At 27.1% G+C, this 13,691-nt stretch carries 16 protein-coding genes; 12 read left to right on the top strand and 4 right to left on the bottom strand.

Annotation, left to right across the window (positions count from 1 at the left end):
• Nucleotides 1–6: 6 nt before the first annotated feature.
• Entirely contained in the window at nucleotides 7–369 is a 363-nt protein-coding gene (locus AACT_RS10955; protein ID WP_172126878.1) for a methionine-R-sulfoxide reductase, read from the top strand.
• Entirely contained in the window at nucleotides 369–863 is a 495-nt protein-coding gene (gene msrA / locus AACT_RS10950; RefSeq protein WP_172126876.1) for a peptide-methionine (S)-S-oxide reductase MsrA, read from the top strand. Before AACT_RS10955 ends, msrA begins: the two co-directional genes overlap by 1 nt.
• Here the strand turns inward: msrA and AACT_RS10945 are convergent.
• Complete coding sequence (locus AACT_RS10945; RefSeq protein ID WP_172126874.1) at nucleotides 860–1,198, bottom strand: hypothetical protein; 339 nt, start codon at nucleotides 1,196–1,198, stop codon at nucleotides 860–862. The genes msrA and AACT_RS10945 overlap by 4 nt on opposite strands.
• 159 nt (nucleotides 1,199–1,357) lie before the next feature.
• Here AACT_RS10945 and AACT_RS10940 point away from each other — a divergent pair, with 159 nt between their 5' ends.
• Entirely contained in the window at nucleotides 1,358–1,672 is a 315-nt protein-coding gene (locus AACT_RS10940) for an MTH1187 family thiamine-binding protein (RefSeq protein WP_172126872.1), read from the top strand.
• Nucleotides 1,673–1,723: 51 nt separating this feature from the next.
• Here AACT_RS10940 and AACT_RS10935 read toward each other — a convergent pair whose 3' ends face one another.
• Nucleotides 1,724–3,565, bottom strand: a complete 1,842-nt coding sequence (locus tag AACT_RS10935; RefSeq protein ID WP_172126870.1) for a GGDEF domain-containing protein — start codon at nucleotides 3,563–3,565, stop codon at nucleotides 1,724–1,726.
• 74 nt (nucleotides 3,566–3,639) lie between these two features.
• The gene (gene rnhB / locus AACT_RS10930; protein ID WP_172126868.1) at nucleotides 3,640–4,224 is read right to left on the bottom strand and encodes a ribonuclease HII; all 585 of its coding nucleotides are present in this window, start codon (nucleotides 4,222–4,224) and stop codon (nucleotides 3,640–3,642) included.
• A 166-nt stretch (nucleotides 4,225–4,390) separates the two neighbouring features.
• On the opposite strand from rnhB, the gene AACT_RS10925 reads away from it, so the two are divergent.
• From AACT_RS10925 to AACT_RS10890, 8 genes are all read left to right on the top strand, one after another.
• Nucleotides 4,391–6,970, top strand: coding sequence for an ATP-dependent Clp protease ATP-binding subunit (locus AACT_RS10925; RefSeq protein ID WP_172126866.1), 2,580 nt, complete (start codon nucleotides 4,391–4,393; stop codon nucleotides 6,968–6,970).
• Nucleotides 6,971–7,035: 65 nt separating this feature from the next.
• Nucleotides 7,036–7,170, top strand: coding sequence for a 50S ribosomal protein L34 (gene rpmH / locus AACT_RS10920; RefSeq protein ID WP_108558405.1), 135 nt, complete (start codon nucleotides 7,036–7,038; stop codon nucleotides 7,168–7,170).
• On the top strand, nucleotides 7,158–7,493 hold the full coding sequence (gene rnpA, locus AACT_RS10915; protein ID WP_172128657.1) for a ribonuclease P protein component: 336 nt from the start codon (nucleotides 7,158–7,160) through the stop codon (nucleotides 7,491–7,493). Before rpmH ends, rnpA begins: the two co-directional genes overlap by 13 nt.
• Nucleotides 7,490–7,837, top strand: coding sequence for a membrane protein insertion efficiency factor YidD (yidD, locus tag AACT_RS10910; protein WP_172126864.1), 348 nt, complete (start codon nucleotides 7,490–7,492; stop codon nucleotides 7,835–7,837). Before rnpA ends, yidD begins: the two co-directional genes overlap by 4 nt.
• Nucleotides 7,824–9,434, top strand: coding sequence for a membrane protein insertase YidC (yidC, locus tag AACT_RS10905; protein ID WP_430385346.1), 1,611 nt, complete (start codon nucleotides 7,824–7,826; stop codon nucleotides 9,432–9,434). Before yidD ends, yidC begins: the two co-directional genes overlap by 14 nt.
• Before the next feature lie 9 nt (nucleotides 9,435–9,443).
• On the top strand, nucleotides 9,444–10,319 hold the full coding sequence (locus AACT_RS10900) for a Jag N-terminal domain-containing protein (protein ID WP_172126860.1): 876 nt from the start codon (nucleotides 9,444–9,446) through the stop codon (nucleotides 10,317–10,319).
• A 2-nt stretch (nucleotides 10,320–10,321) separates the two neighbouring features.
• Entirely contained in the window at nucleotides 10,322–11,662 is a 1,341-nt protein-coding gene (mnmE, locus tag AACT_RS10895; protein WP_172126858.1) for a tRNA uridine-5-carboxymethylaminomethyl(34) synthesis GTPase MnmE, read from the top strand.
• Nucleotides 11,663–11,693: 31 nt separating this feature from the next.
• Nucleotides 11,694–12,116, top strand: coding sequence for a hypothetical protein (locus AACT_RS10890; protein WP_172126856.1), 423 nt, complete (start codon nucleotides 11,694–11,696; stop codon nucleotides 12,114–12,116).
• Between the two features lie 24 nt (nucleotides 12,117–12,140).
• Here AACT_RS10890 and AACT_RS10885 read toward each other — a convergent pair whose 3' ends face one another.
• Nucleotides 12,141–12,620 carry a SixA phosphatase family protein gene (locus AACT_RS10885; RefSeq protein ID WP_172126854.1) on the bottom strand — a complete coding sequence of 160 codons (480 nt, stop codon included), beginning with the start codon at nucleotides 12,618–12,620 and terminating at the stop codon, nucleotides 12,141–12,143.
• A gap of 146 nt (nucleotides 12,621–12,766) precedes the next feature.
• Here AACT_RS10885 and AACT_RS10880 point away from each other — a divergent pair, with 146 nt between their 5' ends.
• Complete coding sequence (locus AACT_RS10880) at nucleotides 12,767–13,681, top strand: 5'-nucleotidase (protein WP_172126852.1); 915 nt, start codon at nucleotides 12,767–12,769, stop codon at nucleotides 13,679–13,681.
• Nucleotides 13,682–13,691 lie beyond the last annotated feature (10 nt).

Raw genomic sequence — 13,691 nt, 5'->3', positions numbered from 1 at the left:
ATAAATATGAAATACAATGAATTAACAAATGAAGAAAAAAGAGTAATAGAAAATAAAGGAACAGAATATCCATTTTCTGGGAAATATAATGATTTTTATGAAGAGGGTATTTTTACTTGTAAAAAATGTGATGCTCAACTTTATACATCAAAAGATAAGTTCTCTTCAGGATGTGGATGGCCTAGCTTTGATGATGAGATAGAAGGTGCTGTAAAAAGAGTTCCAGATGCAGATGGAAGAAGAGTAGAAATAGTATGCGCATCTTGTGGTGGACATCTAGGACATGTTTTTGAAGGTGAAGAACTTACCTCAAAAAATACAAGACATTGCGTAAATTCAATATCTTTAAATTTTAAGAAAGAAAAATAATGAATAATGAAAATATTAAAAAAGCATATTTCGCAGCGGGTTGTTTTTGGGGAGTTGAATATCACTTTGAAAAGCTAGAAGGTGTGCTTAGTGCAATTTCTGGTTATATGGGAGGCCATATTGATAATCCTACCTATGAAATGGTATGTACTGGGTTAACAGGTCATTTAGAAGTAGTTGAGATTACTTATGATGAAACTATTGTTTCTTTTGAAACATTAACAAAACTATTTTTTGAAATCCATGATTTTACTCAAACTAATGGACAAGGTCCAGATATAGGAAGTCAGTATTTATCTGCAATTTTTTATGTGGATGAAAAACAACAAAAAGTATGTGAAAAATTAATTTGTGAGTTAGAAAATAAAGGTTTTAAAATCGCAACTTCTTTACGATCGTTAGTTAAGTTTTATGAGGCAGAGTCTTATCATCAAGATTACTATGAAAGACATCAAAAGATGCCTTATTGTCATAGTTATAGAAAAATATTTTAGTGAGTACCTAAAATATAGTATATGTGTCTACTATCTAATTTTTCAAGTTTTACATTGTACTTATCTGCCCAATGTGAAACTTCATTATGAAACTCTTCTAAGATTTCATTAGAATCATTTTCATCACATTTGATTTTTAAATAATCAGATTTATTTGATAGTGCAACATATGCATTCATTTTTTTTAAGTGGTCATTTAGTGTGAAAATATGTTTTGAGAATTTATCAAAATTACTTGTTGAATTTATTATTTTTTCAGCTTGTTGTAGTGAAGCATCATTTTTTGAATATCCTAGTTGAGATAATATTACTTCTGCAGATACATCTAGTTGCATTTTAATCCTTCTTGTTTTAATATTTACTAACAGATATGTTATCAAAATAATTTTAAATAGCAATTAAAAAATAAAGCAGTACACTCTTTTACTGTCTATTTATTAAACTTTTTATAATAGTTTATGTATTATTAAATAAATAGATTTAAAGGTTAATTTATGAGTGTATTATTAGAAATGTCAATGTTCCCCACAGATAAAAGTGAAAGTAAAAGTAAAGAAGTTTCTGAAGTTATTAAAATTATAAGAGATAGTGGTATGAGTTATCAACTTACCTCAATGGCTACTATTATAGAAATAAATACAATAGCAGAAGCATTTGCTTTAGCAGAAAAATGTTATTCAAGATTAGAAGAGCTAGGTTGTAACAGAGTTTATGCTACATTGAAATTTGATATTAGAAAAGGCCATGAGAATAGGTTGAAAAATAAAATAGCTACAGTTGAAAGTTATATAGGGGAAGTATCAAAATAGTTTTCAAAGAAGCCTATAAAATTAATGATTTTATAGGCTGTTCTTTAAATTTTAAAATAAATCTATGCTAGAAGTTTGTTCAGATTGAAATCTAACTACTTGATTTCTACCTTTACTTTTTGCTTCATAAAGTGCAATATCTGCATTTTTTATTACAGATTCTAATGAACTTGAATCCTCAGGAAACATTGATAATCCAATACTAACAGTTTTTCTTAATTTACTTCCTGCGTATACATCTATTTCATTTTCACTAACTTTAATTCTTATTTTATTTGCAACAGAAATAGCTTGTTCTTCTGTTTTTATATTTACAAGTAAAACAATGAATTCTTCTCCACCATATCTAATGATAATATCAGATTCTCTTGTTGTTTCATTTAAGATTCTTGCTAATTCTTTTAATACCTTGTCTCCAATATCATGACCATATTCATCGTTTACAGCTTTGAAATGATCCATATCTAATAATAATACTCCAATATTAAATTTATCTCTTAATGCTTGAGGAATAAGTTTTTTTGTATGTTCTTCAAGGAATTTTCTATTATATAATCCTGTTAATCCATCTCTAAATGCTGATTGTTGTAAAGCTTCTATTAGAAGTTTAACTTCTATTGAAGGAGCTGATTCATTAATATAGCTTTTAATAAAAGAAATTTTTTCTTTTAAGTATTCTAATTTATCTTTATCATCAAATACAAAATTTATAATCAAATTAATATTTTTGCTAATACTTGTACTAATACAATAATGAAATTTATCAACTTTTTCAAAATAAGGACAAGTATGATGATATTCTGTTGTAATTACATCATTTTCAGTTCTTGCTGCTCGACATAAATGAGGTTCATTTTCTATATTTTCTTTACAATAAAAAGTATTTCCTATTTCTTTGACTGTAGTCATTTTTCGTTTTGATAAGTCAATTTCAATAAAAGTAAAACTTGTGATCTTAAATTGATTAGTAAATATTTCAGATAATCTATTATAAATCTCTTCTTTAGTGTTATCAAGTTCAATTTCTTTTTTAAATTGATATAAATTTGATAAGTTTTGAACTATTTCTTTTGAGTCTTCTAATGGATTTGTAAATTTATTTGTTTTAGTTCCAATAAAACCTTTTAATTTTTTATCAATATCTGTTGATGTATCTTTAAAAGTTACCATTAATCTATTGAATTTTTCCATCAAAAGTATCATATCTTTTGATAATCCTTTAGAATAAGATATTTTTCTTAGATTTCCATTTAATGAAGAGCTTAAACTTTTTGAAATGCTATCAAAAATTAAGTTATCTTGCTCTAATTTATTTTTAAAAATAAAAAATATTAGTAAAATACCTACAATCATAATTATAGGAATTAAATAAATAGCTTCTAATCCAATATTTTTTAATTCACTAATATCTAACTCCATAGAGACAGCACCTAGTGTCTCACCAGCTGATGCAGTATGACAGCTTAAACAGTCAATTCCATTATCAAATGTTGCTTTATAAGGAACAGTAATACGCATACTAGAATATAATAAACTTTCATTTAATTTATATTCTATTTCTCCTGTTTTTAAAACTTTCTTATCTATATCATCTTTTGGTTCTTGATTTTTGTTTATTCCAAATTGATTACTTACAGAATCTGCTCTAACTAGCCATAAATTCTTAACATTATCTATACTAGCCATAGAATTTATATAACTATCTATTTGTTTTACATTATTATTTACCATATAAGAAGTTAAATCGTTTTTAACAATTCTGGAAATTAGCTCTGCATTATGAATAGATGCTTTAATTGAATTATTTTTTGTACTGTACATTGTTATGGCACTAACAATACAAATTAATAAAAAAGAGATTATAATAAACTGATAAATTATCTTTTTTCCCATCTAAGTCCCTTATTTAAGTAAATAATGATTCTACTTTAACTAAGCTTATAATAAAGAATACATTTTAATAATCTTTAAAAATCAATAATAGCTTGGCTAGTCAAATTATTATCAATATTTTCATCTAAAGCTTTAAGTTTAAAAGAAAATCTATGCTCATCACTTCTACCAAATTCTTTAATTGCTTCCAGATGAGCTTTTGTTCCATATCCTTTATGCTTTTCAAAATTATATTTTGAATACTTTTCACTAATTCCGTACATATATCTATCTCGAGATACTTTTGCAAGAATTGATGCAGCACTAACTTGTGGTACAGTAGCATCGGCTTTGATTTTCCATTTTAAAGAAGATATCCCAAAACTTGTATTTCCATCCATTAAGAATTCATCACAATAGGGTTTTAGTTTTTCGATTATTTCTAAAATAGAATTTTTTAAGCATGCACTTAATCCTATTTCATCTATTGTTTTTGCTGATGTAAATACAATATGGTATTTTGATTTTTCTTTTATTTCATCAAATAGTTTTTCTCTCTTTTTTTCACTTAATATTTTAGAATCATTTAATCCATCAATTTGTTCCAATAATACAACACCTGATACTACTAAAGGCCCTGCAATTGGTCCTCGTCCTGCTTCATCAATTCCACATAACATATTTAAATCCTTTTAAAAAGTGAATTATATCATTTATCGGAATTCTTTTTTTATAGTGAATAAGGAAAATATTATAAAAAATTTTAAAAATTATATTATTTTAACTTGACAAACAATCACTCAAGGTGCTATAATTTTATTAGCAGTTAAAACTAAGGAGTGCTAAATGAGTAATAATATTTTTGAGAAAATGACAAATCAACTAACAGAGACAATAGATTCAAGTGTTGCTCTTGCAATGCATAATAAAAATCAAGAAGTAGAGATGATACATCTACTTTGGGCTTTGTTAACAAATACAAATTCGGTTCTAAACCAACTATTAAATAAAATGAATGTTAATAAAGCAGCAATTGAGCTTGAAGCAAAATCATATGCAAACAAATTGCCAAGTGTTTCAAGTGTAACTAAAGAGAATATAAAATTATCGAGAAATCTTCTTTCAAGCTTGCAAAAAGCAGAAGGATTAATGACAAGTTATGGAGATAAATATATAGCTGTTGATACACTTTTAATAGCAAACTTTGATTCGCAAACATTAAAAGATGTATTAGGTAAATATATAGATTTAAGAGAAGCAAAAAAAGAGCTTGAAGCCATGAGAGCTGGAAATACAATAGATAGTGCAAGTGGAGATGAAAATCTAGAAGCACTTGGGAAATATGGAATTAATTTAAATAAAAAGGCTATTGATGGAGAACTTGATCCTGTAATTGGAAGAGATGAGCAAATCAATAGAATGATGCAAATTTTAATTAGAAAAACAAAAAACAATCCAATACTTCTAGGAGAGCCAGGAACTGGTAAAACAGCAATTGCAGAGGGTTTAGCTCAAAGAATAGTAAATAGAGATGTTCCTACAAGTTTACTAAATAAAAGAGTTGTTACTCTTGATATGGGTGCAATGATTGCAGGAGCGAAATATAGAGGGGAATTTGAAGATAGATTAAAATCTGTAATTGATGAAGTTAAAAAAGCTGGAAATATAATTTTATTTATAGATGAAATTCATACAATTATAGGTGCAGGTGCTAGTGAAGGTTCTATGGATGCAGCTAATATTTTAAAGCCAAGTCTTGCAAGGGGTGAATTACATACTATTGGAGCAACAACATTAAAAGAGTATAGAAAGTATTTTGAAAAAGATACAGCAATGCAAAGAAGATTTCAACCTGTAAACGTAAATGAGCCTAGTGTAAATGAAGCTTTACAAATATTAAGAGGTATAAAAGAGAAACTTGAAACTCACCATAATGTAACTATTAATGATTCAGCATTAGTTGCAGCTGCAAAATTATCAAACAGATATATAACAGATAGATTTTTACCTGATAAAGCAATTGATTTAATAGATGAAGCAGCAGCAGAACTTAAAATGCAAATTGAGAGTGAGCCTACTTTATTATCAACTATTAAAAGAGAGATTCAAACATTAAATGTTGAAAAAGAAGCTCTTAAAATGGAAAAAACTAAAAAGAATGAGGATAGATTAGCTCAAATAGATAAAGAGTTAGCAAATAAAAATGAAGAAAAACAAAATTTAGAAGCTAGATTTGATAATGAAAAACAAACATTTAATGCAACAAGTGAATTAAAAGTAAAAATTGATGAACTTAAAACAAGAGCAAATATAGCAAAACGTGAATCAAATTTCGAAAAAGCTGCTCAAATTGAGTATGGAGAAATTCCAGCTCTTGAAGCAAAAATAAAAGAAAACACAGAAAAATGGGACAGAATGCAAAAAGAAGGAACGCTTCTGCGAAATTCTGTTGATGAAGATGCAATTGCTAGTATTGTGTCAAGATGGACTGGAATTCCAGTTAATAAAATGATGGATAGTGAAAAACAAAAAGTTTTGATGGTTGAAGATGTATTAAGAAAAGATGTAATTGGACAAGATGAAGCATTAAAAGCAATAAGCAGAGCAATTAAAAGAAATAAAGCAGGATTAAGTGAAGCTTCTAGACCAATTGGATCTTTCTTATTTTTAGGACCAACAGGAGTTGGTAAAACTGAAAGTGCAAAAACTTTAGCAAAATTCTTATTTGATGATCCAAAAGCACTTATTAGATTTGATATGAGTGAATATATGGAAAAACATGCAGTTTCTAGGCTTGTAGGTGCTGCTCCTGGATATGTGGGATATGAAGAAGGTGGTCAATTAACAGAGGCTGTTAGAAGAAAACCTTATAGTGTAATACTTTTCGATGAGGTTGAAAAAGCACATCCTGATGTATTTAATATCTTATTACAAGTTTTAGATGATGGAAGATTAACAGATAACAAAGGTGTTACAGTTGATTTTAAAAATACAATTATTATTTTAACTTCAAATATTGGAAGTGCAAGAATTATTGAAATATCTGATAAAGAAGAGAGACGAAAAGCAGTTTTAGATGAATTAAAAGTTCATTTTAGACCAGAATTTTTAAATAGACTTGATGATATTGTGATTTTTGAACAATTAAATTTAAACGCAATTACAAATATAGTAGAAATTTTATTTAATAGTATCAAGAAAAAAGTTGAAGAAAAAGATATTAAAATTTCTTTAACACAAAATGCAAAAGAGTATATTGCTAAAATTGGATTTGACCCTGTATATGGTGCAAGACCCTTGAAACGTGCTATTTATGAAATAGTTGAGGACAAACTAGCTGATTTAATTTTAGAAGATAAAATAGGTGAGGGAAGTGTTATTGAGTTTGATGTTGTAGATAATAAAGTAAAAGTAAATTTAAACTAAAGAAAATTTAAGCTGAATTTAACTATAATCCCCAACTTAATTAGTGAATATAGAGGAAATCTAAGATGAAAAGAACATATCAACCGCATAATACTCCAAGAAAAAGAACTCATGGGTTCAGAGTAAGAATGGCTACAAAAAATGGTAGAAGAGTAATTAACAGAAGAAGAGCTAAAGGTAGACATAAATTAGCTGTTTAAATAAAGAACATCGGCTTAATAGTTCGAGAGACTTTAATAGACTATATAAAAGCGGCAAAAGATGGCATACTACCAGCTTTGTCGCTTTTTTTAGTTCTAATCCTACATTAAAAGCTGCATTTGTTACTTCCAAAAAAGTTGGGAACGCAGTATATAGAAATAAAGCAAGAAGAAGAATGCGTGCTTTATTCGCTTCATATGAACAACAATTAGTAATTGGTAATTATATATTTGTTGCAAAAGTAACCTTACATGATAAAAATTTTTTAGAATTAAAAAAAGATTTTGATTTCGCACTAAAGAGATTAGAAGTTTTAAAATGAAAACCATATTTAAATATTTGATAAGATTTTATCAAAGATATTTAACTATTTTAGCTTTTGGATCGTGTAGATATTATCCAACTTGTTCCCAATATGCATTATGGCAATTGGACAACAATACTTTTTTTAAGGCGATTTATTTTACAATAACACGCATATTAAAATGTAATCAACTTTTTGCTGGTGGATTTGACTATCCTATCATAAGATTGAGAGCAAATCAAAATATCAATTTTTCAAAAATCAAAATAAAATATTGGTATATCCCATTGAAAAATGGAAAGTATTTAGTAGTAAAGAATCGGGAGTGGAAAGAGAAGAATGAACAACATGAATCAAAATAACGGTATGCAAAAACGAATGTTAATAATGACATTAGTAGTTTTTGTATTTTTTATAGCTTACGAGTTTTTAGTTTTAAAACCGCAACAAGAAGCTAAAGCAGCCCTTGTAAAACAAGAGCAAGTGCAAAAACAAAATGCAGCACCTGATGTAAATGCATCTACGCAAATGGTATCAACAGATGTTAACGGTAATCCAATTGATATGTCAAAATCGCTTGATGCTTTATCTGCTAAAGCAATTGCTAGTTCTCAAATTGTTTCTGTTATTAAAACAGCAAAAAATATTATTGAAATAGATACTTTAGGTAGAATTGCTCAAGTTACATTACTTGAAGAAAAATATAAAGATGAAAATGCAAGTCAAATTAAACTATTTGAAGCAAATCAATTAAGACCTTTAGAAGTTAGATTTGCAGATATAAATTTAAATACTGAAGCATTTAAAGTTCCAGCAGTTGCTAGTTTATCAAATGTAGATGCAACAACAAGTACTCAAGAGTTAGTATTAACTCAAACTTTAAGTGGAACAGTTTTAACAAAAAAATTCACTATTTATCCTGATGGTCATTATGACTTAAGTGTTAACGCTACAAATGATAAACAATTTTTTATTACAAATGGATTTAGACCAAATGTTTTAGCTGATATGTATGCTGTTCATGGATTTATATCAAAATTAAATGACAATACTTTAAAAACTATCGAAGATGGTGATTTAGATAAAAATGAAAATATTACGGGTGTAAAATTTATCTCTAATTTTGATAGATATTATGCAACAGTTATTTATAATTTTGAGAAATCATTAAGTATTTCTTTAATGCCAGATTCAGAATCAAATCCTCAAGCTTTTATTCATGGTGGAAGTAATATTACTTTTTCAGGTTTTGTTGGACCAAAAAATCATAGAGATTTAGATGCTTTAAATCCTGAATTAATTGATGTAATTGATTATGGTTGGTTTACATTTATTGCAAAACCAATGTTCTTATTATTACAGTTTATTCAAGGTTATGTTGGAAACTGGGGTTGGACAATTGTTATTTTGACAATTTTAATTAAATTAGTTCTTTTCCCTTTATCATTCAAAGGAATGGTTTCTATGCAAAAACTAAAAGATTTAGCTCCTAAAATGAAAGAAATTCAAGCTAAATATAAAGATGATAAACAAAAACAATCTATGCATATGATGGAACTTTATAAAAAACATGGTGCAAACCCAATGGGTGGATGTTTACCATTAATTTTACAAATTCCTGTATTCTTTGCAATCTATAGAGTTTTATTAAATGCAATTGAATTAAAAGGTGCTCCTTGGATGTTATGGATACACGATTTAGCAGAAATGGATCCGTATTTTGTTTTACCTATTTTAATGGGTGCAACAATGTATATTCAACAAAAAATTACACCAAATACTATGCAAGATGAAATGCAAAAGAAAATATTCCAGTTCTTACCGGTTATTTTCACATTCTTCTTCTTATGGTTCCCAGCAGGTCTTACTTTATATTGGTTTATAAATAACTTGTTTACAATTGGGCAACAATACTATATCAATAGTGTATTCGAAAGAAAAAGAGCTGAAAAAAATTAGGAACTTATTATGAAAAAGTTTGAATCAGATTGTTTAGAAAAAGTATATGAATTAGCAAGTGCAGAATTCAACTGTTCTATTACAGAATTAGAAATTGAAGTTATCCAACAACCAAGTAAAGGCTTTCTTGGTTTTGGAAAGAAAAATGCAATTATTGAAGTATGTTACAAAGATAACTGCAAGAAATACGTTCAAGAAACTAAAAGTTTCAAAAATAAAGATGTTAGAATAGAAGAAGTATCTGATAGAATTGAATACTCAAATAAATCAGAAGAAGAAAAATTTTCAAGAAAAGAAGAAAAAAAAGAACCTTTAATTAAAGTTCCAAAAGTTGAATCAAAAGATAAAATTTTTGATAATTTTTACAATGAAGAAGCTTCTCAAAATGAAGTTTCAAAAATTGTCATTAAAAAAGATAAAGAAAAAATTTTAGAAGAAGTAAAAGCTGGAATCAATTTATTATTTCAAGACACTTGTTATAAAATTGATCAAATAAATGTAGAGTTTTATGATGAAGAAACTTTATACGTAGAGTTTTTAGGTGAAGATTCAGCTTTACTTATTGGTAAAGAAGGATATAGATACAAAGCCTTATCATATATCTTATTCAACTGGATAAATGAAAAATATGGTTTAATGTTAAGACTTGAAGTTGCACAATTTTTGAAAAACCAAGAAGAAGCAATTTATACTTATCTTGAACCAATAATCGAAATTATCAAAGAAAAAGGTACTTTTAAAACTAAACCACTTGATGGAATTTTAGTTCATATTGCACTAAAAAAATTAAGAGATGAATTCCCAGACAAATATGTTGCTGTAAAAACAAATGTTAGAGGTGATAAATACGTACTTGTAAATGAGTACAGAGCAAGAGAAGTATAATCTTGTTTGATGATGCTACAATTGTTGCAATAGCAACAGCAAATGGTATTGGGTCTATCTCAATAGTTAGAATTTCAGGGCCAAAGGCTCATGAAATTGCTTCAAAAATATCTCAAAAAAACGCTTTTCAACCAAGACTTGCTACACTTTCTTATTTGTATGATACAAATAAAAATCTTATTGATGAGGCTTTAGTTTTATACTTTAAAGCTCCTTTTTCATTTACAGGTGAAGATGTAATAGAGTTTCAATGTCATGGTGGATTTGCAATAGCAAATATGATTGTTGATGAAGTTTTAAAACAAGGTGCTAGACTTGCTAATCCTGGTGAATTTTCAAAAAGAGCATTTTTTAATAATAAGATAGATTTAACAAAAGCAGAAGCAATTGCTAAAATAATTGAAGCAAGAAGTGAAGATGCTGTTAAATTATTAGCACGTCAATTAAAAGGTGAGCTTACAACTTTTGTAAATGATATTAGAGAAGATTTACTTTTCATGTTAGCTTATACAGAAGTTTCAATTGATTATGCAGAAGATGATTTACCAAGTGATATTTTTGAGCAAATTAAAAGTAAAATGGAAAAAATCATTGTAAAATTAACAAATACTTTAGATGCTTCTAAAAGACGAGAAGGAATGATTGAAGGCTTTAAAGTAGCAATCATTGGAAAACCAAATGTTGGTAAGTCTTCGCTTTTAAACAAGCTTCTAAACTATGATAGAGCTATTATTTCTGATATAGCAGGAACTACTAGAGATACTATTGAAGAATCTGTGAAAATAGGAACTCATATTATTAAAATAGTAGACACAGCAGGTATTAGAAATGCAAGTGATGTGATTGAAAAAATAGGAATTGAAAAATCAATTCAAGCTATAAATGAAGCAGATATTGTAATTGCACTTTTTGATAATAGTAAAATTTGTGATGATGAAGATAAAAAGATAATAGAGTTAATAGATGAAAATTCTCATAAAGAGATTATAAAAGTATTAAATAAATCTGATTTAGAAAACTATTTTGATAAGTCAAATATAAAAGATTTTATTGAACTTTCAACAAAAGAGGATATAAGTCCATTAATTAAAAAAGTTGAAAATATTTTAGATTCAAATACACATAGTGATGAAATGACATTGATTTCTAAACGACAAATAAGTTCTGTTGAAAATACACTTTATAATATAGATTTATCTAAAACTCCTTTAAATAGTGGAGAGTTAGAATTTTTTGCCCATTATATAAGTGAAGCGTTAGAACACATTTCAGCAATTACAAGACCTTATGAAAATGACCAAATGTTAGATGTTATGTTTGGTGAGTTTTGCTTAGGTAAATAATATATATAATAATTACAGAGGGTAATAATAAATGAAAAAATATTTTTTATTTTTTTTATTAATAATAAGTTTTGGTATGACAAGTTTATTTGCAGATCAATGGGATGGTTTTTTTAAAGCGACAGGATTTCCTCGAAAAATTGTTGATAATGGAACGGTTGTAAAAGGTAAATTATATGAAGCAAATGTTTCATATCAAATAAAAAATAATGATGGAGTAAAAGGAAATTTTGAAAAAACTGATACTGCGAAAGTTATAGTTACAAATAAAAAAGGAAAGATTCTAAGTACTGATAAATTCTTAACAGGTGATGAGTTGAGAGTTTGGGCTAGACAAAACTTCACTGATATATTTTCTTTAGTTTTAGGTGATAATCCAGAAATTACAAAAGAGAGTATAAAAGAGTTAACATCTTTAGCTTCACTAGTTCTTTTAAATAAAAACTTAGACTAAATAATAAAATCCAAAAGGATTTTATTATATGTTAGGTAACTCATAAGAAACTAATTTTGCATTTTCTACTGATATATCAATCCATGAATCACAATCAAAAATAATCTGCATAATTGCTCCTTGTTCAAACTTTTCTTTAAATCCAACTAGTGTAATTGCAAGTGCTGTTAAAGATGGATTATGTCCCACTAATAACATAGAATCAACAGTATCAAAAGTATAAGAGATAGTTTCAAATAACTCATTTACAAAAGCCATATATAAAACTTCATTATACATAATAGATTTTTTATAATCTAGTGCATCAGCAAATATCTCTGCAGTTTTTTTTGTTCTAATGGCAGGACTTGCAACAATTAAATCAATAGGTATATTTTTTTTAGCAAAATTTTCTGCAATTAACTTAGCTTTTTCTAAGCCTTCAGGGCTTAGATCTCTATCATAATCATCTTTAGTAAATTCTTCTTCTTTTTGTGTATGTCTTACAATATAAAGTTTTTTCATTTTGACTCTTAATTTAAAAAATAATAATTTGATTTTAGATTAATTTGGCTTTTCTTTCTATAAAAAAATTTTCAAATTTTCAAATTTAGTACCATAGTAAGTTTATAGCTAGATTTTGTATAATATAAAAAATAAAGGATAATATTTTGGGATATGATTTAAATAAAAAATTAGTAATAGCAATCTCTTCAAGAGCTTTATTTAATCTAGAAGATGAAAATAAAATTTTTGAAGAAAAAGGTCTTGATGAATATTATAAATATCAAATTGAAAATGAAGATTCACAATTAAAAAAAGGTACTGCTTTTAGATTAGTTAAAAATCTTTTAAAAATTAACGATGATTTTCCAAATGATAAACAAGTTGAAGTAATAATTATGTCAAGGAATAATTCAGCAACAAGTTTAAGAATTACAAAATCAATAGAAAAATATAACTTAGATATTCAACGATCTGCTTGGAGTGGAGGAAGTGAAATTTCTAAATATTTAAAACCATTTAAAGTTGATTTATTTTTATCAGCAAATGAACAGGATGTTCAAGATGCAATAAATGAAGGAATTGCCTCAGCTAGAATTTTACCATATGAAGAATCAGCTGATGAGTATACAAATCAAGTAAAAATTGCTTTTGATGGAGATGCTGTTTTATTTTCAGAAGAGTCAGAAATAGTATATAAGACACAAGGCTTAGAAGCTTTTTTAGCCTTTGAAAAACAAAATGCAACAAATCCTATGAATAGTGGTCCATTTGCGCAGTTATTAAGTGTTATATCAAATATCCAAGCAAAATATCCACAAGAGCAAACACCAATAAGAACAGCACTTATAACAGCTAGAAACTCACCTGCTCATGAAAGAGTGATTAGAACACTTTCTCAATGGAATGTTAGACTTGATGAAGCATTTTTCTTAGGTGGTGTTGATAAGTATGAAGTTGTAAAAGCTTTTGGAGCTGATATTTTCTTTGATGATCAAGATGTACATTTAGAAAGTACTTCTAAAAATACTCCAAGCGCAAAGGTGCCATATAAAAAAGAATCGATTTTAAATAATATTTAGTTTAATTTTT

The sequence above is a fragment of the Arcobacter acticola genome, from assembly GCF_013177675.1.
Lineage (GTDB): Bacteria > Campylobacterota > Campylobacteria > Campylobacterales > Arcobacteraceae > Aliarcobacter > Aliarcobacter acticola.
This window is presented reverse-complemented; position numbering and strand designations above follow the sequence as displayed.

What these genes read in the sequence shown, in the direction of transcription:
- AACT_RS10955 (WP_172126878.1), top strand. Translation starts at nt 7, where the DNA reads ATGAAATACAATGAATTAACAAATGAAGAAAAAAGAGTAATAGAAAAT.
- msrA (WP_172126876.1), top strand. Translation starts at nt 369, where the DNA reads ATGAATAATGAAAATATTAAAAAAGCATATTTCGCAGCGGGTTGTTTT.
- AACT_RS10945 (WP_172126874.1), bottom strand. Translation starts at nt 1,198, where the DNA reads ATGCAACTAGATGTATCTGCAGAAGTAATATTATCTCAACTAGGATAT.
- AACT_RS10940 (WP_172126872.1), top strand. Translation starts at nt 1,358, where the DNA reads ATGAGTGTATTATTAGAAATGTCAATGTTCCCCACAGATAAAAGTGAA.
- AACT_RS10935 (WP_172126870.1), bottom strand. Translation starts at nt 3,565, where the DNA reads ATGGGAAAAAAGATAATTTATCAGTTTATTATAATCTCTTTTTTATTA.
- rnhB (WP_172126868.1), bottom strand. Translation starts at nt 4,224, where the DNA reads ATGTTATGTGGAATTGATGAAGCAGGACGAGGACCAATTGCAGGGCCT.
- AACT_RS10925 (WP_172126866.1), top strand. Translation starts at nt 4,391, where the DNA reads ATGAGTAATAATATTTTTGAGAAAATGACAAATCAACTAACAGAGACA.
- rpmH (WP_108558405.1), top strand. Translation starts at nt 7,036, where the DNA reads ATGAAAAGAACATATCAACCGCATAATACTCCAAGAAAAAGAACTCAT.
- yidD (WP_172126864.1), top strand. Translation starts at nt 7,490, where the DNA reads ATGAAAACCATATTTAAATATTTGATAAGATTTTATCAAAGATATTTA.
- yidC (WP_430385346.1), top strand. Translation starts at nt 7,824, where the DNA reads ATGAATCAAAATAACGGTATGCAAAAACGAATGTTAATAATGACATTA.
- AACT_RS10900 (WP_172126860.1), top strand. Translation starts at nt 9,444, where the DNA reads ATGAAAAAGTTTGAATCAGATTGTTTAGAAAAAGTATATGAATTAGCA.
- AACT_RS10890 (WP_172126856.1), top strand. Translation starts at nt 11,694, where the DNA reads ATGAAAAAATATTTTTTATTTTTTTTATTAATAATAAGTTTTGGTATG.
- AACT_RS10885 (WP_172126854.1), bottom strand. Translation starts at nt 12,620, where the DNA reads ATGAAAAAACTTTATATTGTAAGACATACACAAAAAGAAGAAGAATTT.